21 protein-coding genes are annotated in these 25894 nt (G+C 69.4%); 9 read left to right on the top strand and 12 right to left on the bottom strand.

The window, feature by feature from the left end; genetic code table 11:
- Window positions 1–33: 33 nt before the first annotated feature.
- The gene (locus ABD466_RS34680; protein ID WP_344661475.1) at window positions 34–2943 is read right to left on the bottom strand and encodes a glycoside hydrolase family 3 C-terminal domain-containing protein; all 2910 of its coding nucleotides are present in this window, start codon (window positions 2941–2943) and stop codon (window positions 34–36) included.
- A 248-nt stretch (window positions 2944–3191) separates the two neighbouring features.
- On the opposite strand from ABD466_RS34680, the gene ABD466_RS34675 reads away from it, so the two are divergent.
- Window positions 3192–5624 carry a ricin-type beta-trefoil lectin domain protein gene (locus tag ABD466_RS34675; RefSeq protein WP_344661474.1) on the top strand — a complete coding sequence of 811 codons (2433 nt, stop codon included), beginning with the start codon at window positions 3192–3194 and terminating at the stop codon, window positions 5622–5624.
- Between the two features lie 7 nt (window positions 5625–5631).
- The gene (locus ABD466_RS34670) at window positions 5632–6213 is read left to right on the top strand and encodes a hypothetical protein (RefSeq protein WP_344661473.1); all 582 of its coding nucleotides are present in this window, start codon (window positions 5632–5634) and stop codon (window positions 6211–6213) included.
- A gap of 17 nt (window positions 6214–6230) precedes the next feature.
- Here the strand turns inward: ABD466_RS34670 and ABD466_RS34665 are convergent, their stop codons facing one another.
- Together ABD466_RS34665 and ABD466_RS34660 are read right to left on the bottom strand one after the other, a co-directional pair.
- Window positions 6231–6950, bottom strand: coding sequence for a response regulator (locus ABD466_RS34665; protein ID WP_344661472.1), 720 nt, complete (start codon window positions 6948–6950; stop codon window positions 6231–6233).
- Complete coding sequence (locus tag ABD466_RS34660) at window positions 6947–8323, bottom strand: sensor histidine kinase (protein ID WP_344661471.1); 1377 nt, start codon at window positions 8321–8323, stop codon at window positions 6947–6949. The genes ABD466_RS34665 and ABD466_RS34660 overlap by 4 nt, the downstream gene beginning before the upstream one ends.
- A gap of 133 nt (window positions 8324–8456) precedes the next feature.
- Between ABD466_RS34660 and ABD466_RS34655 the strand changes: the two genes are divergently transcribed.
- Both ABD466_RS34655 and ABD466_RS34650 read left to right on the top strand, forming a co-directional pair.
- Window positions 8457–9368, top strand: coding sequence for an ATP-binding cassette domain-containing protein (locus tag ABD466_RS34655; protein ID WP_344661470.1), 912 nt, complete (start codon window positions 8457–8459; stop codon window positions 9366–9368).
- The gene (locus ABD466_RS34650) at window positions 9365–10255 is read left to right on the top strand and encodes an ABC-2 transporter permease (protein ID WP_344661469.1); all 891 of its coding nucleotides are present in this window, start codon (window positions 9365–9367) and stop codon (window positions 10253–10255) included. The genes ABD466_RS34655 and ABD466_RS34650 overlap by 4 nt, the downstream gene beginning before the upstream one ends.
- 5 nt (window positions 10256–10260) lie before the next feature.
- On the opposite strand, the gene ABD466_RS34645 is transcribed toward ABD466_RS34650, so the two are convergent.
- The 9 genes from ABD466_RS34645 to ABD466_RS34605 form a co-directional block, all read right to left on the bottom strand.
- Entirely contained in the window at window positions 10261–12108 is a 1848-nt protein-coding gene (locus ABD466_RS34645; protein ID WP_344661468.1) for a glycoside hydrolase family 35 protein, read from the bottom strand.
- Between the two features lie 100 nt (window positions 12109–12208).
- Window positions 12209–13063, bottom strand: coding sequence for a methyltransferase domain-containing protein (locus tag ABD466_RS34640; protein ID WP_344661467.1), 855 nt, complete (start codon window positions 13061–13063; stop codon window positions 12209–12211).
- A 27-nt stretch (window positions 13064–13090) separates the two neighbouring features.
- Window positions 13091–14173 (bottom strand): hypothetical protein, encoded by a 1083-nt coding sequence (locus tag ABD466_RS34635; protein WP_344661466.1) that lies wholly within the window; start codon window positions 14171–14173, stop codon window positions 13091–13093.
- A gap of 150 nt (window positions 14174–14323) precedes the next feature.
- Window positions 14324–15202: a helix-turn-helix domain-containing protein gene (locus ABD466_RS34630; RefSeq protein WP_344661465.1), complete on the bottom strand. Its 879-nt coding sequence runs from the start codon at window positions 15200–15202 to the stop codon at window positions 14324–14326.
- Between the two features lie 43 nt (window positions 15203–15245).
- Window positions 15246–16016 (bottom strand): SIR2 family NAD-dependent protein deacylase, encoded by a 771-nt coding sequence (locus tag ABD466_RS34625; RefSeq protein ID WP_344661464.1) that lies wholly within the window; start codon window positions 16014–16016, stop codon window positions 15246–15248.
- Window positions 16017–16029: 13 nt separating this feature from the next.
- A complete protein-coding gene (locus tag ABD466_RS34620) occupies window positions 16030–16524 on the bottom strand; it encodes an NUDIX hydrolase (protein ID WP_344661463.1) in 495 nt (164 codons plus the stop codon).
- Window positions 16525–16577: 53 nt separating this feature from the next.
- The gene (locus ABD466_RS34615; RefSeq protein ID WP_344661462.1) at window positions 16578–17057 is read right to left on the bottom strand and encodes a peroxiredoxin; all 480 of its coding nucleotides are present in this window, start codon (window positions 17055–17057) and stop codon (window positions 16578–16580) included.
- A gap of 67 nt (window positions 17058–17124) precedes the next feature.
- On the bottom strand, window positions 17125–17751 hold the full coding sequence (locus ABD466_RS34610; protein ID WP_344661461.1) for a class I SAM-dependent DNA methyltransferase: 627 nt from the start codon (window positions 17749–17751) through the stop codon (window positions 17125–17127).
- The gene (locus tag ABD466_RS34605) at window positions 17748–19394 is read right to left on the bottom strand and encodes a PucR family transcriptional regulator (RefSeq protein WP_344661460.1); all 1647 of its coding nucleotides are present in this window, start codon (window positions 19392–19394) and stop codon (window positions 17748–17750) included. Before ABD466_RS34605 ends, ABD466_RS34610 begins: the two co-directional genes overlap by 4 nt.
- Before the next feature lie 487 nt (window positions 19395–19881).
- Here ABD466_RS34605 and ABD466_RS34600 point away from each other — a divergent pair, with 487 nt between their 5' ends.
- The 5 genes from ABD466_RS34600 (at window position 19882) to ABD466_RS34580 (ending at window position 25888) form a co-directional block, all read left to right on the top strand.
- The gene (locus tag ABD466_RS34600) at window positions 19882–21357 is read left to right on the top strand and encodes a gamma-aminobutyraldehyde dehydrogenase (RefSeq protein WP_344661459.1); all 1476 of its coding nucleotides are present in this window, start codon (window positions 19882–19884) and stop codon (window positions 21355–21357) included.
- 57 nt (window positions 21358–21414) lie between these two features.
- The gene (locus tag ABD466_RS34595; RefSeq protein WP_344661458.1) at window positions 21415–22737 is read left to right on the top strand and encodes a polyamine ABC transporter substrate-binding protein; all 1323 of its coding nucleotides are present in this window, start codon (window positions 21415–21417) and stop codon (window positions 22735–22737) included.
- A 165-nt stretch (window positions 22738–22902) separates the two neighbouring features.
- Complete coding sequence (locus tag ABD466_RS34590; RefSeq protein WP_344661457.1) at window positions 22903–24078, top strand: ABC transporter ATP-binding protein; 1176 nt, start codon at window positions 22903–22905, stop codon at window positions 24076–24078.
- Window positions 24075–25031 carry an ABC transporter permease gene (locus tag ABD466_RS34585; RefSeq protein ID WP_344661456.1) on the top strand — a complete coding sequence of 319 codons (957 nt, stop codon included), beginning with the start codon at window positions 24075–24077 and terminating at the stop codon, window positions 25029–25031. Before ABD466_RS34590 ends, ABD466_RS34585 begins: the two co-directional genes overlap by 4 nt.
- A complete protein-coding gene (locus ABD466_RS34580) occupies window positions 25031–25888 on the top strand; it encodes an ABC transporter permease (RefSeq protein WP_344661455.1) in 858 nt (285 codons plus the stop codon). The genes ABD466_RS34585 and ABD466_RS34580 overlap by 1 nt, the downstream gene beginning before the upstream one ends.
- The last annotated feature ends 6 nt before the right edge of the window (window positions 25889–25894 follow it).

Raw genomic sequence — 25894 nt, 5'->3', positions numbered from 1 at the left:
ACCGCAACAGTTCTCAGCCCCTTCGTCCCCGCCCTACGGCAACCTCCAACTCTGAGCCGCCGTCCCATTGCAGTCATATATCTGCAGCTGCGTCCCCGGCGTCGTCGACCCCGCCGGATCGTCCAAGCATCGTCCCGACAACGGGTTCAGCAGGGCCCCGTCGCTCTGCGGCTCCCAGATCTGCGCGCCGGTCCCGTTGCAGTCGTACAGCTGCACCTTCGTCCCGTTCGCGGTGCCGGCGCTGGTGATGTCCACGCACTTGCCGAGCACCGTCAGACGGTGGTCGCTCGTCACCGTCACCTGCTGGGCGTTCGTCCCGTTGCAGGTGTAGATCGTGATCGGGTTGCCGTTCGCCGTCGAGGCCGACTTGTCGTCCAGACACAGACCCGCGATGCCCACGACCGGTCCGGTATGAGGCGCGGTCGTGGTGTTCACCGCCACCGATCCGCTCAGCGGCAGGTCGCGCGACGAGTCGCCGACCAGCACGCCGTACGTTCCCGCCGGGGTCGTCCAGCCGTGGGCGGTCTCGTTCCAGTACGCGAGGTCGTGGGTCCCCACCGTGAAGTGCACCGTCGTGCTGGCACCCGGGTCGAGGGTCACGCGCTGGAAGCCCTTGAGCTGCTTCGGCGGTTCGCCGGTCGACGCGGGATCGGCGACATACAGCTGCGCCACATCCGAGCCCGCGACGCTGCCCGTGTTGGTGACCGTCGCCGAGACCGCGACGTCGCCCGACGAGTCGGGCGCCGAGACCGTCAGACCGCTGAAGCCGAAGGTCGTGTAAGACAACCCGAACCCGAAGGGGAACAACGGCGTGATGTTCTGCGCGTCGTACCACCGGTAGCCGACCTTCACGCCCTCCGAGTACTGCACGGTCCCGCCGGTCCCGGGCCACTGCGCAGCGGTCGACGCCGGCACGTCCGCCAAGCTCGCGGGGAACGTCACCGGCAGCTTGCCCGACGGGTTCACGTCGCCGAACAGCAGGGCGGCGATCGCGTTCCCGTCCTCCTGCCCGGGATACCAGGCCTCGACGACGCCCGCCACCTGGTTCAACCACGGCATCGCCACCGCTGACCCGGTGTTCAGCACCACCACGGTGTGCGGATTCGCGGCCGCCACCGCGGAGATCAGCTGGTCCTGCTGCCCCGGCAGGGTGATCGAGGAGAGGTCGGAGCCCTCGCTCTCGAAGTCGGAGGCGAAGACGACGGCGACATCCGCGGCGCGTGCCGCGTCGGCGGCGTCCGCGATCGGGTCGTCGCCCGGCGGCTGCCATCCGAGCGTCACGTTCGACAGTCCGCCGTTCTGGTAGTAGTCGACCTCGATCGGCGTCGCCTGGCCTGCTGTCAGGCTCACAGTCCCGGTGGCCGTCGACGAGGCGTGATCGCTCCAGTTGTCGATGATCTGCGTCCCGTTGACTGACATCCGGCTGCCGTCGTCGCTGGTCAAGGAGAAGGTGTAGGTCCCCGTCGTGGGCGCCTTGATCGTCCCGACCCACTTGGCCGACCAACCCGTTCCTCCGAGGCCGGAGCCGGGGGACGAACCGTGCCAGTTGAAGTCGATCGTGGAGTCGGAGCGCGTGAAGGTGGGGGAACCCGAGAGCGTCATGTTCGGGTAGTACGAACCCGTCACCGACAAGGCGCTGCTCGGAACGGTCGGTAGCGCGCCGTTCGGCGCGGGACCCTGCGTGTACGTGACGTCGACCCCCGACCCGGCTCGCGACGTGATGCCCTGCACCGGCGTCACGACATACGGCGCGTTCACCGCCGCGCTGCCACCGCCGGCGCTCATGGCGTCCGTGCCCGCGCTGTCGCCGATGACGGCTATGGAGTGCGTCGAGGAGGTCGACAGCGGAAGCAGAGCGCCGTTGTTCTTCAACAGCACGCTTCCCTCCTCCGCGATCGACTTCGCGGTGGCCGCGTGGGCCGGGGTGGTGACGGTCGCGCCGGGGGAGCCGGTCGCCGCGCGGTCGAAGAGCCCGAACGCGAACATCTCCCGCAGGATCCGCTTCACCATGTCGTCCAGCCGCGACTTGGGCACCTGCCCATTCGTCACCGCGGTGTCCAGCGCCGACCCGAAGTACGAGGCGCCCGGCATCTCCATGTCCAAGCCGTGCATCGCCGAGGACGCGGTGGAGTGGGTGGCGCCCCAGTCGGAGGTGATGAATCCGTTGAAGCCGAACTGCGACTTGAACGACGTCTCCTGCAGGTACCCGTTGTCACACGCGTAGGCACCGTTGACCACCGAGTACGAGCACATCGCCGATGCCACGCCGGCCTTCACCGCCGCCTGGAACTGCGGCAGGTAGATCTCCTGCATCGTGCGCTCGGCGACGACGGCGTCGTCAGAACTCGTGTTGCGATCGGTCTCCTGGTTGTACACCGCGAGGTGCTTCACCTGGGCCAGCACGCCCTGGGACTGGATGCCCTGGATGGAGGCGGCGCCGACGCTGCCGGCCAGATAGGGGTCCTCGCCGTTGGACTCGAAAGCCCGCCCCCACCTCGGATCCCGCACGATGTTGATCGTCGGACCGAGCTCGACGTTGACACCCTTCCCGGCCTGCTCCGCCCCGAGCACCGTCCCGTACTGCCGCACCGCGGCCGTGTCCCACGTGGCCGCCCCCGCCACCGGCGCGGGCAGCTGTGTGACGCCGTTCAGGCCGTCGCCGACGCCTGCCGGACCGTCCTGCAACGTCAGGGCGGGGATACACAGCCGCGCGTCGGCCGGCACGTTCCCCACGTAGGTCCCCGAAACCCCGTGCACCAGAGCGATCTCCTCGCTCTGCGTGATCTGCGCCATCACCTGTCCGACCCGGGTCTCCACCGGCGCGGTCGACCCCACCCAGGGACAGCTCGCGGCATGGGCCGGACCGGCGCCGGACGGGACAAGAGCGGTGGCGACGCTTCCCGCCACCAGCGCCACGGCACTCAACAGGGCTCTGGTACGCACTGGCTGATCCCTTCGACGGCTCCGCTCCCCGTCCCGGGAGCGAATTTGTTGTTTCGAAGCGGTTTCGCGCAGGTCACGGTACGGCTGCCGGGGAGCGTATGGTCACATCAGTACTCTGTCAACGCGGCGTCTGAAGTGCGGAACGGAAGCCGGGCGCCGGCGATCGTTGACGATGGGTGACAGCCCCCTTACTGTGTTCGGTTGCGATCGTTCCCGTTTATTCGTAGTGGGATTTGTTGGAGCGTGACATGCCCTACATCGCAAGACGACGCACCACAGGCACCCGCACCACGTCCGCGACGGCCGCCGCCCTGGCGACCGTCCTCGCCCTGCTCTTCAGCGTCCTGACCGTCGCTTCTCCCACGGCGCACGCGGCCACCACCACCTCGATCACCGTCGACGGCACCAAGCCCGGCCTCACCTTCGACGGCGTGGGTGCCATCAGCGGCGGCGGGGGCAACTCCCGCCTCCTGATCGACTACCCCGAACCCCAGCGCACCCAGCTCCTCGACTACCTCTTCAAGCCCGGCTACGGCGCCTCCCTCCAGATCCTCAAGATGGAGATCGGCGGCGACACCAACTCCACCGACGGCGCCGAGGCGACCGTCGAGCACACCCGCGGCGCCGTCGACTGCAACCAGGGCTACGAATGGTGGCTCGCCGCGCAGGCCAAGGCCCGCAACCCCGATATCAAGCTCTACGGCCTCGCCTGGGGAGCCCCCGGCTGGATCAGCGGCGGCTTCTGGTCGACCGACACGATCACCTACCTCATGGACTGGTTCGGCTGCGCCAAGCAGCACAACCTGACCATCGACTACCTTGGCGGCTGGAACGAGCGCGGCTACAACAAGGGCTGGTACGAGAGCCTCAAGAGCGCCCTGACCTCCCACGGCTACGCCACCAAGGTCGTCTCCGCCGACAGCGGCTGGGACGTCGCCGACGCCATGGTCTCCGACTCCACCTTCAACAACTCCGTGGACATCGTCGGCGTCCACTACCCCTGCGGCTACCTCGGCAGCTTCACCTCGTGCCCCAGCACCGCCAACGCCCAGAGCCTGGGCAAGCCGCTGTGGGCCAGTGAGAACGGCTCCGAGGACGCCGACGACGGCGCGATCCCGGTCGCCCGCGCCATCAACCGCGACTACCTCGACGGCAAGATGACCGCGTACATCAACTGGCCGGTCATCGCCGCGCTCTACCCGAACCTGTACTTCGGCACCGACGGCATGTCGATCGCCGCGCAGCCGTGGTCCGGCGCGTACACGATCGGCAAGACCACCTGGGTCACCGCGCACACGACCCAGTTCACGCAGCCCGGCTGGCACTACATCGACAGCGCGAGCGGCTACCTCGGCGGCAACCGGTCGAACGGCAGCTACGTCACGCTGAAGTCCACGAACAACACGGACTACAGCACCGTCGTCGAGACCGTCGACGCCACCGCCGCGCAGACCCTGTCGGTGCACGTCGCCGGCGGCCTGTCCACGGGCACCGTCCACGTCTGGCAGACGAACCTGAAGTCGGCCAGCTCCTCGGACTACTTCGTGCACGCCACCGACGTCACCCCGTCCGGCGGCTCGTACACGTTGACTCTCCAGCCCGGTTACGTCTACACCCTCACCACGACGACCGGTCAGGGTAAGGGCACTGCGACGTCGCCCGCGCCGGCCGCCCTGGCGCTGCCGTACTCCGACAACTTCGAGACCGCGGCCGCCAGCACCTCGCCCAAGTACTTCGCCGACATGAACGGCGCCTACGAGACCGTCGCCTGCGGCGGCGGCCGCTCCGGCACCTGCCTGCGCCAGATGGCGGCGACCACGCCGATCCGCTGGACGGACGAGGCCGACCCGATGCCCTACACCATGATGGGTGATCTGAGCTGGGGCAACTACACCGTGGCCGCCGACACGCTGTTGGAGCAGTCCGGGAGTGTGGAGCTGCTGGGCCGGATCAACCAGCAGGGCCGCAACAACAACGGCCTGAACGCGTACCACTTCCGCGTCTCCGACAGCGGGGCGTGGTCCATCCAGCGCAGCGACACGTCGTGGACCTTCACGACGCTCGCCAGCGGCACCGTCTCCGGCCTCGGCCTGAACAGCTGGCACCACCTCGCGTTCCAGATGCAGGGGTCGACGTTGACCGCGTCGATCGACGGCAGGACCGTCGGCACCGCCACCGACGCCACCTTCACCAACGGCCAGGCAGGCCTCGCGGTGACCGGGTATCAGACCGAGGAGTTCGACAACTTCGCGCTGACCCCGGGCAACGGCTCCGGTACGCACCTCGGTCCGGTCGCCTCCGGGATGGCGGGCAAGTGCATGGACGACAACGGCGGCTCGACCGTCGACGGCACCCACGTCCAGATGTGGGACTGCAACAACAGCGCGGCCCAGACCTGGTACTGGGCCAACGGCCAGCTGCAGCTCGGCGGTCCGGCCGGCAAGTGCCTGGACGTGACCGGCAACGGCACGGGCAACGGCACGCTGGTCGAGCTGTGGGAGTGCAACGGCGGCACGAACCAGCAGTGGGTGGCGCAGGCCGACGGCTCGCTGAAGGGCGTGCAGTCCGGACGCTGCCTGGACGACCCCGCGTTCAACACCGCCAACGGCACCCAGCTGGAGATCTGGGACTGCAACGGCGGCACGAACCAGAAATGGACGCTGCCGCTGCCGCTGCCATAATCCCCCAATGAAGCGAAGGACATGGGGGACAGCAGCAGTCGTCGTCGTCCTGGCCGCGGCCGGGACGACGACGGCGGTGCTGGCGTTCGGAGACGGTGACGGCGACTACAAGGCCCTGCCGACGTGCCAGAAGATCGCGTCGGCGCTGCCGGGCAAGCCGGCGCTGACCGTGGGCCAGAACGTGACCGATGTGACCGCGAAGGACTTCCGCGGGAGGCCCCTCGCGGTCACGGACATCGAATGCAAAGCCCTTCCGATCGACGTGGACGTCGAGCTGTTCAGGGCGGGCGATCTGAACATCATCACCTCGGGGCCGTACCCTGACAAGGCCGTCCACGACGGCAGGTCGCGAGCCGACGACTTCTACAATCGGCAGACCAAGCAGTGGGACGAGCTGAAGCCCGGCGTGCGCTACGGGTCGATCACCTACAGCGACTCGACCTGCACGGTGATGACGCTGAAGCGCAACGCGACGGTGAGAGTGACGGTGCCCAATCCGCCGACGCACTCCCTCGAGGAATGGAAGGCCGCCTGTCGGCAGATCGCTGAGAAGGAGGTGCCGAAGGTGGTCGACGCGGCGCTGGACTGAGCACCCGCCGCGCGGCGTCACCGCGTGGTCGTCACCAGCCCGGCCTCGAACGCCGTGATGACCAGCTGCACCCGGTCGCGCGCGCCGAGCTTGGTGAACAGCCGCGCCACGTGCGCCTTCGCGGTGGCGGCGCTGATGAACAGCTCCTCGGCGATCTCGCTGTTCGACATCCCCCGCCCGACCAGTGTCAGCACCTCGCGCTCGCGCTCGGTCACGCCGCCCAGCAGCGAGTCGTCCACGCCGCGGGCCCGCGCCGGCTCCGGCCGCACCGCGAACTCGGCGATCAGCCTGCGGGTGACGCTCGGCGCGATCAGCGCGTCGCCGGAGGCCACCACCCGGACCGCGTCCAGGATCGAGTCCAGCGCCATGTCCTTCACCAGGAAGCCGCTGGCGCCGGCGCGCAGGGCCGAGTAGACGTACTCGTCGTCGTCGAACGTGGTGAGCATGACGACGCGGGTGGCGTCGGTCGCGTCGGTGATCCGGCGGGTGGCCTCGATGCCGTCCATCTCCGGCATCCGGATGTCCATCACCGCGATGTCGGGGCGATGCTCCGCCACCAGCTTCACGGCCTCGGCACCGGTGCCGGCCTCGCCGACCACCACGATGTCCGGCGCGTCGTTGATCAGGACCCGGAGACCGGTCCGGATCAGCGGCTGGTCGTCGGCCAGGACGACCCGGATCGGGGCCGGTCGCGCCGTCAGGTCGTCGCTCGGGTCGCTGCTCGTCTCGCTGGTCACGAAGTCACCGCCGGGTTCTGGTCGGGTGCCGACGGCGCCGCGGAGGCGTCGCGCACGGACGGATCGCTGTCAGGGTCCTGCGGGGCGTCGGCCGACTCGGGGTTCTCCGGGTCCGGATTCGGACCCGGGTCCGCACCCGGACCGCCGAAGACGGTCCCGAACCCCGGCACCGGAAGCTTGGCGCGGACCAGGAACCCGCCCCCGGGCCGCGGTCCGGCGCTGAACTCCCCGTGCACCAGGCTGACGCGTTCGCGCATCCCGACCAGGCCGAAGCCGGTGCCGCCGGACCCGAGCACGCCGTGCCCGTCGTCGGCGACCGTGATCGTGACCGCTCCCTCACCGTACTCCACGGTGACGTGGCAGGTGCGGGCGCCGGAGTGCCGCACCACGTTGGTCACGGACTCCTGGATGATGCGGTAGGCCGCGAGGTCCACCTCGCCGGGCAGCGGCCGCGGCAGGCCGCCGGTCTCGACGATCGCGAGCACGCCGGCGCGCTGGGTGGAGGCCACGAGCTTGTCCAGATCGGCCAGGCCCGGCGCGGGGTCGGTGGGCGTTCCGGCGACGTCGCCCTGGCGCAGCGCGGTCAGCGTCCGGCGCAGCTGGGACAGCGTGTCCCGGCTGGTCTCCTCGATGGCCTGCAGAGCCTTGCGGGCCTCGCCGGGCTGGGTGGCGATGACCCGGTTGCCCATGCCGGCCTGGATGGCGATGATCCCGATGCTGTGCGCGATCATGTCGTGCAGTTCGCGGGCGATGCGCAGCCGCTCGTTGGACACCGCCTGCGCGGCCGCGTCGGCGCGCTGTCGGGCGGCGCCGGCCCGGCGTTCCCGGACCGAGTTGCCGATCAGCCAGGCCACCGTCGTCAGCAGCAGGATGACGATCAGGTGGGTGCCCAGCAGCGACGAGGCGCCCGGCGGGGCGACGATCGTGCCGGCCAGGGCGCCGGAGAGGACGAAGGCCGCGGCCTTCAGGGACGTGCGCCGGGGGGCGTGGAGGGCGATGTCCATCACCACGAGATCCGCGGCGACGAACAACACGTAGCGAGCGTCGCCGGCGGCGTTGGCCGTGCCCACCGCCAGTTCGGCCAGGGCCAGGCTGAAAGCGGCGACCAGCGGGCGGCGGCGCAGCATCGGTAGCAGCAGCACCGTCAGCAGCATGGGCAGCGACCGTGTCCAGTTGTCGCCGCCGTAGACGCGGGTGTATCTGGTCGTCCCCGGCGGGATCTCCCATCCGACGACGGGGCTGGGGATGCCGTTCCGGAAGTACTCCATCTCGGTGTGCGGCCGCAGCTCCGGCACGGCGACCGCGACCAGTACCACGTACATGGCCACGAGGAAGCCGTCCACGAACCAGCGGCCACGAGGCGTTGTCTCCACGGCATGATCGTAGACATCCGTCCAGGGGCGATACATCGGCTCGCGGGCTTACATCCCGGGGCTAACGTGTGCGTTCGTCATGGGACCGGCGGGCCGATGCGGGTTTACGCGCGCCGTCGGCAGTGTGGTCCCCGTGATCGAGCTGACTGAACTGACCAAGCGCTACGGCGACAAGACAGCCGTGGACCACTTGACCGTCGCGGTGCGTTCCGGGACGGTCACCGGCTTCCTGGGTCCGAACGGATCGGGGAAGTCCACCACCCTGCGCATGATCCTGGGCCTGAACGCGCCGTCCGCCGGTGCCGTGACCGTCGACGGCCGGCCGTTCGCCGACCGCCCGCGCGGCCTGCGGCACGTCGGCGCGCTGCTGGACGCGCAGGACATCCACGGCGGCCGGTCGGCGGTGGCGCACCTGAAGTCGCTGGCTGTGTCCAACCGGATCCCGCTGCGCCGCGTCGGCGAGGTGCTGGAGGAAGTCGGGCTGGCCGAGGCCGGCCGCAAACGGATCGGCGGGTTCTCGCTGGGGATGAAGCAGCGGCTGGGCATCGCCGGAGCGCTGCTGGGCGATCCGCCGGTGCTGCTGTTCGACGAGCCGCTGAACGGGCTGGACCCGGAGGGCGTGCGCTGGGTGCGGGAGATGTTCCAGCGGCTGGCGAAGGAAGGGCGGACGGTGTTCGTCTCCAGCCATCTGATGTCGGAGATGGAGCACACCGCCGAACGCCTGGTGGTGATCGGCCGGGGCAGGCTCATCGCGGACGAGACGCTGGTCGAGTTCTCGCGGCGGGGCTCGCAGGCCACCGTCCTGGTGCACACGCCGGAGGCGGGCGCGCTGGCCGCGATCCTGGCCGCGGAGGGCGCGTCGGTGGGGGCCGCGAGCGACGGCGGGCTCAGCGTGGCCGGGCTGTCGGCGGCCCGGATCGGCGAGCTGGCCTGGCACAACAACATCATGCTGGCCGAGCTGGCCACGCAGAACGCCTCGCTGGAGAAGGCGTTCATGGAACTGACGGCCGACGCCGTCGAATACGCCGCTGGAGAGACCCGATGAGCACCATGACCGCTGCCTCCAAGAGCCCTGTCGCCGCGCAGCTGCCCGCCGAGCCCCGGCCTCGCTTCCGCGATCTGTGCCGGATGGAGTGGATCAAGGTGGCGTCGCTGCGCTCCACCTGGTTCGTGCTGCTCGCGGCGGCGGTGGCGACGGTGTTCATCAACCTGAACGGGGTGCACTCCGATCTGCAGTACATCGACCGCGATCTGGCGCATCCCACCCAGGTGATGCCGGACGGCCACGTTTGGCACTTCTACTATGACCCGCTGCGCCGTTCCCTGTCCCGGATCGCCGTGCAGCTGATGATGCTCGGCGGCGCGGCGATCGGCGCGCTGACGATGTTCGGCGAGTTCTCCACGGGGCAGATCCGCACCACGTTCGCCGCCGTCCCCAAGCGGGGCGGGGTGGTGGCGGCCAAGGTCACGGTGCTGTGCGCGATCACGACCGTCCTGGCGCTGGCCGTCGCGCTGGTCTCGTTCCTGGGCGGCCAGGCGATGCTCGCTTCGCGGCACGTGGGAACGTCGATCGGTGACCACGACGCCCAGATCGCGATCGCCGCGTACACGCTGGTGGTGCCGGTGTGCGCGCTGGTCGGCATGCTCTTCGGCGCGCTCATCCGGAACGCGACGGCCTCCATCGTCGCCGTGGTCGCGTTCCTGTTCCTGCTGCCTGCGTTCTTCGGCGGTGACAAGTACCGCTGGGTGGTGGAGGTCGGGCACCTGTTCCCGGGCAACGCCGAAGACACTCTCACCTTCTGGGCGAGGGATCCGTATCAGACCATGGGCAAGTGGCCGGCCAGCCACACGCACGCGTGGCTGGTGTATGCCGGCTGGGCCGTGATCTCGATCGCCACGGCGTTGGTGCTGGTGAAGAAGCGGGACGCCTGACGCCGTCAGTAGTCCGCGTGAGTGTAAGGCTGCGCGAGCGGGCCCAGGTCGGGTTCGCCGCGCACCTCTATGTCCAGGCTCTGTGACGCGTCGCCTCGGCTCGGTTCCAAGGCGAGGACGACGAGCTCGTTGTGGCCGGCGTGCCAGAGCGGTGCCGGGGCGTAGAGGGTGACCTGGGGGCCGCGATCCCACAGCCGGCCGAGCAGGAACCCGTTGAGCCAGACCAGACTTCGCGCCGAGGAGGGGACGGCGACGAAGGCGTCGGCGGGCTCCGGGAGGGTGACGGTCGCACGATGGAAGGCGGGGCCTTCGGCTGTCTTCGCAGGCCCCTGATCCGCTGCGGCGACGATCGCCGCCACATCCGTCAGCGGCAGCACACGGTGCTCCCATCCGAACTGGAACTGGTGGTCGAGCCGCACGCCCCCGATGAGACCTTTGCGATCGGCCAGGTGCGGGCCGTAGTTGACCCGCCCGAGCGGCTCGACCAGGATCTCCAGGTCCAGACCCTCATCAGGGACCTGGAGGACGAGGGTCTGCTCCGGCTTGTCGCGCTCCAACACGCCGAGCAGCCTGCCCTCGGCGAAGACGTGCGCGAGGTCGCGGACGCCTTCGATCCGCAGCGTGTGGGTCCGGGCGGGACCGGCGACGCGGCGGCGGTAGTGGACCAGCCCGAACGAGTGGCCGAGCTTCTCGATCGGCTGGGGCGTGGGGTGGTGGAGGGGGGCGCCGGGGGCGCCGGGGGCGGCCAGCACGTCGAGGTGGTCGCGCAGGGCACCGATCCGCGGCGCGGCGACGGTCTGCGGGCTCACGCGGGGCAGCGGCGCCGGCGGATCGGCGTCCGGGAGCTCGACGTACTTGGCGAGGACGTCGCGGAAGGCGTGGAACTTGGGCGTCAGCTCGCCGGCCTCGCCGACCGGGGCGTCGTAGTCGTAGCTGGTGATCGTGGGCTGATAGCCGGGATCGGCGGCCAGGACGCCGGAGTGGTTGGCCCCGGCCCAGAAGCCGAAGTTGGTGCCGCCGTGGCCCATGTAGAAGTTGACCGAGCCGCCGTCGGCGAGGATCTCGTCGAGGGTGCGGGCGGCGTCCTCCGCGTCGCGGGTGTGGTGCGGCTCGCCGAAGTGGTCGAACCAGCCGTTCCAGAACTCCATGCACATGGCGGGATCGTCCGGCCGCCGACGCCGCAGCCTGGCGAACCCCTCGGCGGCCCGCGACCCGAAGTTCACCGTCGCCAGCACCTCCGGCACGGTCCCCCCGGCCAGCATCAGCTCCTCCGGCCCGTCGGACGTGAACAGCAGCGCGTCGATCCCCCGCTCGACCAGACCCTTGCGAAGATGGTCGAGGTACTCGGGATCATCGCCGAAACTGCCGTACTCGTTCTCGATCTGCACCGCGACGATCGGCCCACCACGCGACACCTGCAACGCGGCCAGGACCGGCACGAGCTGATCGAACCACCGGTCCACAGCCGCCAGATACACCGGATCGGTGGTGCGCAGCCGCACGTCCTCGTCGGCCAGCAGCCACGCGGGCAACCCGCCGAAGTCCCACTCCGCGCAGATGTAGGGACCCGGCCGCGCGATGACATCCAACCCGAGCTCGTCGGCGAGCCGGACGAACGCGGCGACGTCCCGCCACCCGTCGAACCGCGCCGGCCCGGGCGCCGCCTGATGGAAGTTCCACGCGATGTAGACCTCGACGGTATTGCACCCCATGGCCCGCAACCGCTCCAGACGATCCCGCCACAACTCCGGATGCACCCGGAAGTAGTGGATCGCCGCGGAGACGATCCGGTGCTCCCGTCCGCCCCGCAGGAACTTGCCGCCGTCGATGGTCAGTGCGCGCTGGTGTGCCACCTTGCGATGATCGGGGCGGGGGAGGGGGTGGAGCCATGGATCTTGGTGAGGGGTTCTTGGATATTTGTGGTCACGGTGAGCGTACGGTCACGGAGCCGGGTCAGTCGGTGTTCACGGCGGTGTGGATGCCGTAGTGCCAGGCTTCCTTGTAGCGGAACATCATGCGTGCGCTCATGGCGTTGACGACCTTGTACTCGAGGCGGGTGATCCGGCCGACCCAGAACGGGAACTTGCCGATCAGGTAGAACGCCGAGGCCATCGGCATCATGTTCGCGGTGATGTCGACTGAACTCTCGACCGCGAACCCGGCGGCGCCGAGCATCTCGTCCAGCACACCGTGGTAGAGCTCCAACCAGGCCGGCATGGCGGCTTCGTCGCAGACACGCCGCATCGCCCGGTTCGCCTCAGGCGAGACCTCGCTGTCGCGGGTCCGCGAGTACTCGAACATCACCAGCTTTCCACCGGGCTTGAGCACCCGTTTGAACTCCGCGAGCGCCGCCTTCGGATCGGCGGAGTGGACGAATGTCTCCATCGTGTAGAGGCCGTCGAAGGAGCTGTCGGGAAACGGCAGGTGATGGTAGTCGCCGATGTGGAAACGGGTGGCCTTGGTCAGCCCCGCCTTGGCGGAGCGCCGGTTCGCCTCGGCGATGTTGAAGTCGAGGATGTCGATGCCGGTGACGTCCAGACCATGCCGGTCGGCCATGGCCCGGGCGACGTTGCCGATCCCGCAGCCCGCGTCCAGCACCTTCGAGCCGGCCGGCAGCGCCAACTCGGCACCGAGCCGGTCCTCCATCCGCCGCATGGCCGCGGTGAAGGCCCATCGCGTCTGCCCGGGCCCGTAGAAACCGAAGTGCTTGGTGCCGCCGAGGATGTAGCGATAGCCGATCCTTGATTCGCCGCGGTCGTAGTAGCTCCAGATCTTATGCAGATTGGCGTCATCAAATGCCTGGGACAACGGCCCACTCCATTCCGGTTCCGAGTTTCACTGTAACAAGAACCCGACGACGGATCCGACGACTGCCGCGACGTATTGGACGACGAGCGCCGTGCCATAGGGGAGACCGGGTGAGGCGGCCACCGAACCGTAGATCGAGAGCGTCGCGGACAATTGATCGTCGCATTCGATCAAACTCGGAAGGGCGGCGGACTGATTCTCGGCGAGCAACAGTCCGCGGTTGGCGGCGAGAGCGTCCAGGATGCTTATGCGGAAGCGGCGCACGATGGCATACAGGGACAGCTGAGTGGCGATTCCCACCCACAGGCTTAATATCAACAGCCAGAGGTAGAGATAGGGCAGGAACGGTCCGAACAACGGATGGCTCAACGTTCCCGGAACGGTGACCGCGAAGGCGGCCAGCGCCAGGAACACGGCCGGGAACGCGTAGCCTTCCGACAGGGTGCGGATGCCCGTGGTGTGCGCCGGATCGTTCCAGCGCAGCCGGATCTCCCGCGAAGACCGCAGGCGGAGGACCAACAGCGGCGGCACCGCGAGCCAGTAGGACACATTCGCCAGCAGCATCAGGGCCCAGGTGCAGTTCAGCAGGACCACGATCCCGCCGGTCGTGTCGAGCCAGCGGGAGCCGGAGCCGGCGAAGCCGATCCAGGGCACGAGAGCCGCCAGGATCGAGGGCGGCGCCTGCCACCGGTGCCGGAGCGCGGCGGCGATCACGCCGACCAGGCTGTCCCGGTTGCCGCAGGGTTCGAGCAGCTCGTCGATGTGGTCGGCCTTCAGGAGGGCGAACTTCCAGGAAAGCACCGCGGCCGCGAACATGCCGCCGTTGATCGTGCCGATCAGGAGGAGCAGCCAGGCCTGGTCGGAATGGTAGGAGTCGCGGCCGGAGGCCAGGAGCAGGATCGACACGACCGCCGGGCCGTAGGCGGGGCCCAGCCAGCGCGCCCAGGTCTGCCAGTGCCGGATCGCCACTTCGTGGACCGGCGAGCGGCCTCGGGGCAGCCATACCGTGTAGACCTCTCTGAATCCCAGTTCCCATACTGCGGTGAAGCCTCGCCAGGGTGGAGGCGGAAGCGCGGCGGGCACACGCGTTCCCGGGATCTGGCTGGTCACGGATCCCCCCGAGACGAGCTAGAGCGGTTTTATCAGAACTCGCATTCACCGTAGGTCGGCTCGTCCGGGGGCGTCAACGTCCTCAAGCCGGACCGTGGCGCGTCCCCGGTGATACCGCTGTGGCCTGCGTCTTTTGGCGGTATTGCGGCGCTACGCCGACAAAGAACTCCGCCGGAACATCGTCGGCGACAACCCCACCCGCTGCGTGAACAGCCGCGTGAAATACGCCGGGTCGTCGTACCCCACCGCGCGGGCGATCTGCACCACGCTCTGGTCCGTCGCGGCCAGCAGGTCCTTCGCCTTCGACAGGCGGACGCGCAGGATGTACTCCTTCGGCGTGGAGCCGGTGGCCAGGCGGACTTCTTCGCGGAGCTGCGTGACCGTCAGTCCCAGTCGGGTGGCGTGGTCCTGGAGTGCCACCGGGTCCGTGGCGTGTTCGGTGAGGGCGCGGACCGCTCGTGACTCGCGGAGCCCGGGGCCGTTGTCGCGGACCGCGGTGATGAGGCGGTGGACCTGGATGGCGGCTGTCACTTCGTGGTGGGGGCCGCCGGTGCGGATGACGGTGAGGAGTTCGCGGAAGAGTTCGCGGACGGGGCGGGCGTCGCCGAGGGGGACCACCGGGGAGGCGCGGGACAGGAAGTCCAGGCTTTCGTAGCCGGCTGCGGCGGGGCCGTCGAACAGGGCCCAGGTGATGGTCCAGCCGCCGGCGTCCGGTTGGTAGGAGTGGACCAGGCCGGGGAAGAGCCAGAAGGCCGCGGGGGCTTTGATGGGGAGGCGGGTGCGGGGGCGGTCGCCCCATTCGATCCAGCCGGAGCCGCGGGTGACGAGGTGGAGGGCGTAGCAGTTCAGGACGCGGGCTTCCCAGCGGATGCCGTGTTCGGCGATGGTGTGCCAGCCGGCGCCGTAGATGGCCAGGCCGAGGCGGCGGTGTTCCTCGGACGGGGTCATGTAGACCGCGTACTCGGAGCGGGGCGGCTGCCACGGCTCCTCCCAGGCGGCCGCCGCCTCGTCGTCCCGGGGTGCGCTCACCCGTCATATGCTCCGGTGTGCGCAACCCCGCGTCAATCCGCGGTTAACCAGCGGATTCCTCGGGCGTCGCGGTCTTGAGCAGGTCCGCGACGATGCGGGGGACCGCCGTGCCGATCGGGGTGCGGATCACTTCGGTGGCCAGGTGGTCGTACGGGGTCTCCTCGTTGTTGACGATCACCAGGTCCGCGCCGTGCTCCACGGCCAGGGAGCACATCGAGGCCGCCGGTTCGACGCGGAGTGAGGTGCCGATCGCCAGGAACACCGCGGAGTTCTCCGCCACCTGCACCGCCTGCCACACGGTCCGCTGGTCCATCTGCTGGCCGAACATGATGGTCGCCGACTTCAGGATGCCGCCGCAGACCGGGCACGCCGGGTCGGGCTCGCCGTTCGCGACGCGCTCCAGCGTCTGCTCCATCGTGGTGTGGTACGTGCACTCCACGCACACCACCTCGAACATGTTCCCGTGGATCTCGATCACCTTGCGGGGCGACGACCCGGCCCGCTGGTGCAGCCGGTCGATGTTCTGCGTGATGATCCGCACCGCGCGCCCGCCGTGCTCCAGCTCGGCCAGCGCCTTGTGCGCCGCGTTCGGCTCGGCCTGCCACGCCGGGTTGTCCCGCCGTGCCAGCCACGACTTCTGCCGCAGCTCCGGGTCGGCCAGGTAGTTCGGGTACGTGAACAGCAGCTCGGCGATCGGGTCGTTGGTCCATACGCCCTTCGGCCCGCGGAAGTCCGGGATACCGGAGTCGGTGCTGATCCCCGCGCCGGTGAGGACGCCGATCGGGCCGGTGCGGCTGCGCCAGTCGGTGCTCATGAACCGAGCGTAGTCAGTGGTGCCACGGCAGGGCGACGGCGTTTTCCGGCACGCCGTCCCGCAGGATCGCCGTCAGCAGCGGCGCCAGCCCCCACGGCACCACGGCCTCGTCCGTCGACGCCAGCTCCTCGACCGACCACCAGCGGTGGTCCGAGATCGCCTTGCGCTCGATGGCGGTGAACCCGCTCATGTCGATGTCCAGCGAGTCCACCCGGTGGAAGAAGTAGTCCTCGCGGAAGACGCCCTTCTTCCAGCCGAGGTCGGCGTAGCCGCCGGTGGCCGCGACCAGCCCGCCCAGCTCCTCCGGAGCCACCACCAGACCGGTTTCCTCCAGCAGCTCCCGCGCCGCCGCGGCGTTCAGCGCCTCGCCCTCGTCGACGCCGCCGCCCGGGGTCAGCCAGACGAAGCGCCGCCTGCTGCTGTGGAACTTGAACAGCAGCAAGCGGTCTTCCTTGTTCATCAGCAGAACGCGGGCGGTGTGGCGGGCGTAAGGGCCTTCGGGCAGCATGACCTCAGGGTAGCCATGGGCCCGCGCGCCGGGCCGGATCAGGGCGCCCGGGGTCAGCCCAGCGCCGCGATCTGCTCGGTCAGCGTCGCCACCGGCTGGTACGTCAACCCGAGACGCGCCACATGCTTCCACCGCAACACGCCCTCGGCGTCGACGAGGAAGACCGAGCGCTTCAACCCCAGGCCCGGCAGCGCGATGCCGTAGTCGCGGATGACGGTCTTGTCCGGATCGGCGAGCAGCGGCATCTGCAGGCCGTGGCGCCGCGCGAACTTCTCATGGCTGTCCAGCCCCTGCGGGCTGATGCCCCACACCTCGGCGCCGACGCCGGTGAACTTCTCCAGTTCGTTCGAGTACGCGCACATCTGCTTGGTGCACACCGGCGTGTCGTCGCCGGGGTAGAAGGCCAGCACTATCGGCTTGCCACGGTGCTCGGACAACGTGAACTGCCGTTGCGTGACGGCGCCGTCGGACAGGACGACCGCCGGAAGCGTGAAGTCGGGGGCCGGCGCGCCGAGGTCGGGGGTGGAGGCCATAGGTCGTGCCCTTCGTGGGTGGGCGAAGTTACCTGTCGGTAGACAGCATGACGTATGGCGCTCGGGATCAGTTCGACCGGCGGGCGAGGATGTCGACGACCGGGAACGGCCGCGGCGCGTCCGGCGACGCCCGCTGGATCATCCGCCCGACCTCCTCCAGGCCGGCCTCCTGGAGCAGGGAGCTGAAGTGGTCCGGCCACCAGCGGTACGCCACCACCACCGAGTGGTCGTAGGACTGTGTGGGCGGCGACGCGCCGTCGCTGCCCGGGAAGCTGATCAACAGGTGCCCGCCGGGCGCCAGGACCCGGTGGAACTCGGCCAGCACGGCCGGCACGTCCTCCGGCGCCGTGTGGATGATCGCATAGCGGGACAACACGCCGCTCAGAGCCCCGTCGGCGACGTCCAGCGCGTCCGCCGACCCGACCTCGAACCGCAGCGCGGGATTCGCCTTCCGCGCCTGCTCGATCATCCCCGGCGACAGATCGACCCCGAACGTCTCCAGTCCCAACGAGCTCAGGAACCCCGTGATGTGCCCGGGCCCGCACCCCACGTCCGCTACCGGGCCGCCGACCTCCTGCGCCAGCTCGGCGAAGGCGCGCAGCAGCCCGCGTTCCATCGGGTACTTGGACAGGCTGTCGCCGAACCTGGCGGCGTACCGTTCGGCGGCTTCGTCATACGACTCTTGAACGCTCATGGCCTTATAGCTTCGAGTGCCAACAGCGCCACATGCAACGCCAGACACGATTCCACCGAGTCCAGGTCCACTGACAGGATCCGCTCGATCCGGTGGAGCCGCTCATAGAACGACGGCCGTGACAGGTGCGCCGCGTCGGCCGCCGCCGACTTGTTCCGGCCCGACTCCACGTACACCGTCAGCATCCGGACCAGGTCGGTGCCGCGCTCCGCGTCGTACGCCAGCAGCGGCCCGAGCTCCCGCTCCACGAACGTCTGGAGCCGGGCGTCGTCGCGCAGCAGGTGCAGCAGCCCGCGCAGGCGGACGTCCACGAGCCGGTGGTACGGCGCCGGCCCCGGCGGTTGCCGCACCGCCGCGTCGGCGACCTGCACCGCTTCCAGCAGCGAGCGCCGCGCGTCGCGCACCGCGCCCACCGACGTGCCGACCGCTATCACGTACCCGTCGGCGGCCGACGGCGACGTCGGGCGTTCCACCAGGCGGCGCACCCGCTCGGCGAAGCCGTCCAGCGCGGCGTCCTCCCGGTCCTGCGGTCCGAGGGCCAGCAGCAGTCCGACGCTGTGTTCGTCCAGGGTGCCGATCAGGGCGGACAGGCGGCGGTCGCGGATGGCGGCGGCGGCCTGGTCGGTCAGTTCGCGCAGCCGGGCCTGGGTCTCGAGGGCCGTCGGGTGGGCGGCGGTGCGCAGGCGCAGCACCAGGCCGACCAGGCGCCGGCCGTCCAGGGTCACGCCGAGGGCGCGGGCCCGGAGCGCGACCTCCGAGGCCGGCTGGCCGTGGGACAGGATCGCGGTCAGCAGGGTGCGGTGGGTCTGCCGCTCCAGGGAGTCGCGGTCCCGCTCGACCAGGCGGTTCAGCGCCAGGGTGGACGCGGCGCGCTCCAGGAGCATCGACAGCCGCGTGACCGGGGCCGGGTCGTTGCAGATCAGGACCAGGCGGCCCCAGTCGTGGCCGCGGGCGCCGACCACGGTGGTCAGCCAGCCGGAGCGCTCGTCATAAGAGGTGCGGCCCAGGGTGCGGACCGAGCGGGAGCGGCCCTCCCACCCGTCGAGCAGGACCGTGGGGTCGGCGCCGGCCTGGGAGTAGGTGAGGACCTGGTGCGCCATGTTCTCCAGCACCACCGGGAATCCGGACATGCGGCCGATCTGCTGGACCACCTCGTCCGGGGAGGCGCCCTCCACGGCCAGCTCGGTGAAGGTCTGGTGCACCTCGTCCGAGGCCCGCAGCTCGGCGAGCTGGGCGTCGATGATCAGGCCGTGCACCGCCTCGGTGATGGTGACGAACCGGGTGTCCAGGGCCAGCGTGATCACCGGCAGGCTGTGCTTCTCGGCGGCGGCCAGCAGCGCCTTGGGCAGGCTGCTGTCGGTGTAGCGGCGGCCCAGCTCCAGCACCAGGCCCGCGGCGCCGAGTTTGGCCAGGTCGGCGACGAAGTCGGCGAGCCGGTCGCGGTCCTCGGGCCAGGCGATGCCGGTGGACAGCACCAGCTCACCGCCGCGCAGGATGGTCGCGACGTCCACCAGCTCGGTGACGTGCACCCAGCGGACCACCCGGTCCAGGCCCGCGGCGCCGGCCACCACCCGCGGACCGCCCTGCTTGACCGGGCCGAGCTGGAGGACGTCGCCCACCGTCGGGTACTGGGTGGCGTACACCGACGGGACGGGGCCGGAGGCGGAGCCCGAAACCGGAGGGAAACCGGCCGGGGGGCGTCGTCGGGCCGGTCAGTGCTGCTCACGGGGGCTCCTGGGGGCGTGCGGGGCGCGGGCCCGGTCGGGCCGGCCGGACCGGGGCGCGGGAGGCGCGGTGTGCGGGCTTCTTCACCGCTTGTTCTTTGCAATGTGTTCAGAAGGATCGCACTGCCGACGCACATTGCCAGCTGTGTCCCGGCCCGCGCAAGGGATTCGGTGATATCGATCTGACATCGAGGGTACGCGGGATCGGTCTGTGCAGGTCGGAACGAGGTCGCGATTTCGTTGCGAGGTTCAATCTTCTCGACGGAATCCCTTGTTTCTCGGCCAGATGTCTGTAACGATCCTCACTCGGACGCGGGTTTCGGTGTACCGAACAGGAAGTGGCCGGCCGGTGCGCCGGTGTACCTGGCAGCGTGTCAAGGTTTGCAAGCCGTCAAGGGAGAGCGTTGTGCACCAGTACATCGGCGGAGGACTGAGGACCGGGTCGTCAGGAGTCGTGCATCAGGTCACGAACCCGGCGGACGGCACCACCGTCACCGATCTCGTACTCGGTGACGAACGGGACGCCGGCCTCGCGGTGGCCGCGGCCCGGGCCGCGTACCCCGAATGGAGTAAGGCGGCGCCGGTCGAGCGGTCCGCCGCACTCCACCGGCTGGCGGGGATCCTCGACGAGCGCGCCGCGGACTTCGCCGAGACCGAGTCCCGGCAGGCGGGCAAGCCGATCCGCCTGACCACCGGCTTCGACGTCCCCGGCACCGTGGACAACACCGCCTTCTTCGCCGGTGCCGCGCGGCACCTGGAGGGCAAGGCGTCGGCCGAGTACTCCGCGGACCACACCAGTGCGGTCCGGCGCGAGCCGCTCGGCGTCGTGGCCTCGATCGCGCCGTGGAACTACCCGCTGCAGATGGCCGCCTGGAAGATCCTCCCGGCCGTCGCCGCCGGCAACACGATCGTCCTCAAGCCGGCCGAGATCACGCCGCTGACCGCCCTGATGTTCGCGCGGGCCTGCACCGACGCCGGGATCCCGGACGGCGTCGTGAACGTCGTCACCGGCCGCGGCCAGGTGGCCGGCGAGGCGCTGATGGCGCACCCGGACGTCCGGATGGTGTCCTTCACCGGCTCCACCCCGGTCGGCAAGCGCGTCATGGAGGTCGCCTCCCGGACGGTCAAGCGGGTGCACCTGGAGCTCGGCGGCAAGGCCCCCTTCGTCGTCTTCGACGACGCCGACCTGGAGGCCGCGATCCACGGCGCGGTGGCCGGCTCGCTGATCAACACCGGCCAGGACTGCACCGCCGCGACCCGCGCCTACGTGCACCGCTCCCGCTTCGCCGAGTTCGTGGCCGGCGTCGCCGACCTGTACGCGACGGTCAAGCTCGGCGACCCCATGGACCCCGCGACCGACCTCGGTCCGCTGGTCTCCTTCCGGCAGCGCGACAGCGTCGCCGGGTTCGTCGACCGGGCGCGCGGCTACGGCGCCGAGGTCGTGGTCGGCGGCGAGGCCCCCGGGGGCGACCTCGCGGCCGGCGCCTACTACCGGCCGACGCTGATCACCGGCGTGGCTCAGGACTCGGAGATCGTGCAGGACGAGGTCTTCGGCCCGGTGCTGACCGTGCTGCCGTTCGACACCGACGACGAGGCGCTCGCGCTCGCCAACGACACCCCCTACGGCCTCGCCGCCTCGGCGTGGACCCGCGACCACTACCGCGCGCTGCGCGCGGTGCGCGAGATCGCCGCCGGCTGCGTGTGGGTCAACGACCACATCCCGATCATCAGCGAGATGCCGCACGGCGGCTACAAGGCCTCCGGCTTCGGCAAGGACATGTCGTCGTACTCCTTCGAGGAGTACACGCAGGTGAAGCACACCATGCACGACATCACCGGAGTGGCGCGCAAGCCCTGGCACCGGACCATCTTCGAACTCTGACAACCTGCCACCACCGCAACCCCTCCCAACCCCACAGGTGATAGGACGGACCATCGCATGAACGACATATCCCGCGCTCGCGACGAGTTCCTCGAATCCGCCGACCGCTACCCCGAGGCGTTCCGCCGCCAGCTGGGCGGCGCCTCGCGTCGCGGGTTCCTGGCCGCCGGTGTCGGCGTGGGAGCGGCCGGCCTGCTCGGCGCCTGCTCCACCAAGACCAAGAAGAGCTCGTCGGGGAGCCCGGACACCGGCAGCGCGGGGAGCTCGGGCAGCTCCGGCTCGGCGGCCGGCTCGGCGACCTCCGCGGCGCCGTCCGAGGGCAGGGCCGGCACCGACAAGTCGGACTCCGAGAAGATCGTCAACTTCTCGAACTGGGTCTCCTACATCGACGCCGACGCCAACGACAAGAACAAGCACCCGACCCTGGACAACTTCAAGGCCGCCACCGGGATCGAGGTCAAGTACACCGAGGACGTCAACTCCAACGACGACTTCTTCGCCAAGATCCACCAGCAGCTGGCCGCCGGTCAGGACACCGGGCGGGACCTGATGGTGCTGTCCGACTGGATGATCGGCAAGGTGCGCCAGATGGGCTACCTGCAGCCGCTGAACCTGGACAACATCCCGAACTTCAAGAACCTGCTGCCCGAGGCGCAGAACCCGGCCTACGACCCGAACCGCAAGCACACCGTCCCGTGGGCGATGGGCTTCACCCTGATCGGCGTCAACCTGAAGTCCGCGGGCCTGACCAAGGACCAGGCGCAGCAGCTGTCGATCAAGGACATGCTGACCGACGCCAAGTACAAGGGCAAGGTCGGCTACTTCGCCGAGATGGAGGACGGCGTCGGCTTCTCGATGCTGGCCAACGGCATCAACCCGGAGAAGTTCACCGACGACGAGTTCTCCAAGGCCCTGGACTTCATCCAGAAGGCCCGCGACAACAACCAGATCCGGCAGTTCACCGGCAACGACTACATCAATGACCTGACCAACGGGAACTACGCCATGTGCATGGCGTACTCCGGCGACGTCGCCCAGCTCGACGACGACAACATCGTCTGGGTGGTGCCGCAGGAGGGCATGCTCTGGTTCGCCGACAACATGTGCATCCCGTCGCTGGCGGCCCACAAGACCAACGCCGAGAAGTTCATGAACTACATGCTCGACCCCAAGGTCGGCGCGACGCTGGACGACTTCATCAGCTACGTGCCGTCGATGGCCGGTGCCGACGCCGCGATGAAGGACGTCGACGCGAACGCGCTGAAGAACCAGCTGATCTTCCCGGACGCCGCCACCAAGGCCAAGGCGCACGAGTTCATGCAGCTGGACCTGAAGACACTGGACAAGTACGTGTCCGCGTTCAAGGACGTCACCGGCTGATCCGGCCGGCCCGGCTCCCCTCGGGCCGACCCCCGCGGGCCGGCGGCCGACGCCCCCTCGGCCGCCGCCCGCCCCGACCGGACCGCCCGCCTTGCCCCGACCCCTCACGCGAGCGGCCCGGCCCCCGTCCCCACTTTCGACCGCAAGACAGGCAGGCAGCGGTACATGAGCAAGAACACTGACACCTCCGCCACAGGAGCGGTGGCCGGCGACCTCAGGCTGGTGAACGTCACCAAGAGCTTCGGCGACTTCACCGCCGTGAACGACCTGACCCTGACGATCCCGCAGGGCTCGTTCTTCGCGCTGCTCGGCGCGTCCGGCTGCGGCAAGACCACCACCCTGCGCATGGTGTCGGGCCTGGAGGAGCCCACCGCCGGCCGCGTGCTGATCGGCGACGACGACATCACCCGGCTGCGCCCCTACAAGCGCCCGGTGAACACCGTCTTCCAGAACTACGCCCTGTTCCCGCACCTGACCATCGCCGACAACATCGCCTTCGGGCTCAAGCGGCGCGGCGTCAAGGACGTGCGCAAGCCGGTCCAGGACATGCTGGACCTGATCGAGCTCTCGCACATCGGGAACCGCAAGCCCAGCCAGCTCTCCGGCGGCCAGCAGCAGCGCGTGGCCCTCGGCCGGGCCCTGATCAACCGTCCGCAGGTGCTCCTGCTGGACGAGCCGCTCGGCGCGCTGGACCTGAAGCTGCGGCGGCAGATGCAGATCGAGCTCAAGCGCATCCAGACCGAGGTGGGCCTGACCTTCGTGCACGTCACGCACGACCAGGAGGAGGCCATGACCATGGCCGACACCATCGCGGTGATGAACCACGGCCGGATCGAGCAGCTCGGCTCGCCCACCGACCTGTACGAGAACCCGAAGACCACGTTCGTCGCGAACTTCCTGGGCCAGTCCAACCTGCTGCCCGGCAAGGCGGGCGGGACCGTCGCCGACAAGGCGCGTGAGCACGTGCAGGTCGTCCTCCAGGACGGCACCCGGGTGCTGGTCCCCTCCGAGCGCAACTGCGCGGCCGGCGAGGAGGTCATCGTCGGTGTGCGCCCGGAGAAGATGTCCATCCACGCCTCCCTCGACGAGGTGCCGGAGGGCCGCAACGTCCTCACCGGGGGCGTCGTCACCGACACCAGCTTCGTCGGCGTGTCCACGCAGTACATCGTCAAGACCGGGGCCAGTGAGGATATCGGCGTGTTCGTGCAGAACGACGGCGCCCGGATCTTCCGGCCCGGCTCGGACGTCGTCGTGTCCTGGGACCCGTCGCAGGGCTTCGGCCTGGACGGCCGCCAGGACATCGACGCCGGCGCGGAGGCGGACCTGGAGGCCGCCTCGTGACCGCCCCGGCCCCGCTCGCGGCCGCCGAGGCGGTCTCCGCCGAGAGCACGGCGGCCGAGCTGCGCGCCGACCGGCGGGTGCGCCGGCGGCGCGCCTCGCTGCCGTACCTGCTGCTGGCCCCGGGCATCGTCTGGCTGGTCGTCTTCTTCATCGTGCCGATGTGGTCGATCATCTCGACCTCGGTCGAAGAGGGCGACATGGACACCGGGTTCGTGCTCACCTGGCGGTGGGCCAACTTCGGCGACGTGTGGGACAAGTGGAGCGACGAGATCGTCCGCTCGCTCGAGTACTCCCTCATGTGCACGCTGTTCTGCCTGCTGCTGGCCCTGCCGCTGGCGTACTTCATCGCCTTCAAGGCCGGGCGGTGGAAGAACCTGCTGATGGCGCTGGTCGTCGCTCCGTTCTTCACCAGCTACCTGATCCGCACGCTGGCCTGGAAGACCATCCTGGCCGACGACGGCTGGGTGATGCACGTGCTCACCACGCTGCACATCACGCCGCTGCTGAGCGGCATGGGCTGGACCTACTCCGACAACAGCGTGCTGCAGACGCCGTTCTCCGTGGTCTGCGGCATGGTCTACAACTTCCTGCCGTTCACGGTGCTGCCGATCTACACCGCGATGGAGAAGATCGACCCGCGGCTGCACGAGGCCGGGCAGGACCTGTACGCCTCGGCCTGGGCCACGTTCCGCAAGGTGACGTTCCCGCTGGCGCTGCCCGGCATCGTCGGCGGCACGCTGCTGACGTTCATCCCGGCGGTCGGCGACTACACCAACGCGGTGATGCTCGGCGGCCCGAAGACGAAGGTCATCGGCACCGTGATCGAGCAGCAGATGGTCGGCACCGGCGGCAACCTGCCGTACGGCGCGGCGCTCTCGGTGATGCTCATGCTCGGCACGCTGGTGATCACCCTCGTCTACATCAAAAAGGCCGGGACGGAGGAGATCGTCTGATGCCTGCCCACCCGCCAGCCCACCACCGCCCTTCGATCGAGGCGCGAGGCGCCACTGTGTTCAACTGGTTCCGGAAGCACGTCATCGCGATCGTCGCAACGCTGATCTTCGTCTTCCTGCTCGTGCCCAACGCCGTCGTGGTGTGGATGTCGTTCAACAAGCCGTCGGGCAAGTACAACGTGAAGTGGGAGAAGTTCTCCCTCGACGCGTGGAAGAACCCGCTGAACGACGGCGTCCTGCACGACCCGCTGATGCTGTCGCTGGAGATCGCGCTGCTGGCCACGCTGGTGGCCACGATCCTGGGAACGATGATCGCGTTCGCGATCGTGCGCCACAAGTTCAAGGGCCGCGGGTTCGTCAACAGCATGCTGTTCCTGCCGATGGCGGCGCCCGAGATCGTCATGGGCACCACGCTGCTGGCGCTGTTCCTGAACACGTTCGGCGTGGACTTCCTCGGCTTCAAGTCGATCCTCATCGCGCACATCATGTTCTGCATCAGCTACGTGGTGATCACGGTGAAGTCCCGGCTCAACGGCCTGGACCCGATGCTGGAGAAGGCCGCGCAGGACCTGTACGCCACGCCCTGGCAGACCTTCTGGCGCGTGACGTTCCCGCTGGTTGCGCCGGGCATCGGCGCCGCGGCACTGCTCTCGTTCGCACTGTCCTTCGACGACTTCATCATCACCCAGATGACCGCCGGGTCCTCGGTCACGTTCCCGTACTGGATCTGGAACGCGGTGCAGAAGGGGATCCCGCCGCAGGTCAACGTGATCGGCTCGATGATGTTGATCATCACGCTGGCCGGCATCGCGGTGGCCGAGGTGCCGAAGTGGCTGAAGGCTTCCAAGACTCGCTAAGCGTTC

This window comes from Catenulispora subtropica (genome assembly GCF_039531675.1).
Lineage (GTDB): Bacteria > Actinomycetota > Actinomycetes > Streptomycetales > Catenulisporaceae > Catenulispora > Catenulispora subtropica.
The sequence above is the reverse complement of the archived record's forward strand: the minus strand, read 5'-3'. Positions and strand labels throughout refer to the sequence as shown.

What these genes read in the sequence shown, in the direction of transcription:
- ABD466_RS34675 (WP_344661474.1), top strand. Translation starts at nt 3,192, where the DNA reads ATGCCCTACATCGCAAGACGACGCACCACAGGCACCCGCACCACGTCC.
- ABD466_RS34670 (WP_344661473.1), top strand. Translation starts at nt 5,632, where the DNA reads ATGAAGCGAAGGACATGGGGGACAGCAGCAGTCGTCGTCGTCCTGGCC.
- ABD466_RS34650 (WP_344661469.1), top strand. Translation starts at nt 9,365, where the DNA reads ATGAGCACCATGACCGCTGCCTCCAAGAGCCCTGTCGCCGCGCAGCTG.
- ABD466_RS34625 (WP_344661464.1), bottom strand. Translation starts at nt 16,016, where the DNA reads ATGAGCACCGACTGGCGCAGCCGCACCGGCCCGATCGGCGTCCTCACC.
- ABD466_RS34620 (WP_344661463.1), bottom strand. Translation starts at nt 16,524, where the DNA reads ATGCTGCCCGAAGGCCCTTACGCCCGCCACACCGCCCGCGTTCTGCTG.
- ABD466_RS34615 (WP_344661462.1), bottom strand. Translation starts at nt 17,057, where the DNA reads ATGGCCTCCACCCCCGACCTCGGCGCGCCGGCCCCCGACTTCACGCTT.
- ABD466_RS34610 (WP_344661461.1), bottom strand. Translation starts at nt 17,751, where the DNA reads ATGAGCGTTCAAGAGTCGTATGACGAAGCCGCCGAACGGTACGCCGCC.
- ABD466_RS34595 (WP_344661458.1), top strand. Translation starts at nt 21,415, where the DNA reads ATGAACGACATATCCCGCGCTCGCGACGAGTTCCTCGAATCCGCCGAC.
- ABD466_RS34590 (WP_344661457.1), top strand. Translation starts at nt 22,903, where the DNA reads ATGAGCAAGAACACTGACACCTCCGCCACAGGAGCGGTGGCCGGCGAC.
- ABD466_RS34580 (WP_344661455.1), top strand. Translation starts at nt 25,031, where the DNA reads ATGCCTGCCCACCCGCCAGCCCACCACCGCCCTTCGATCGAGGCGCGA.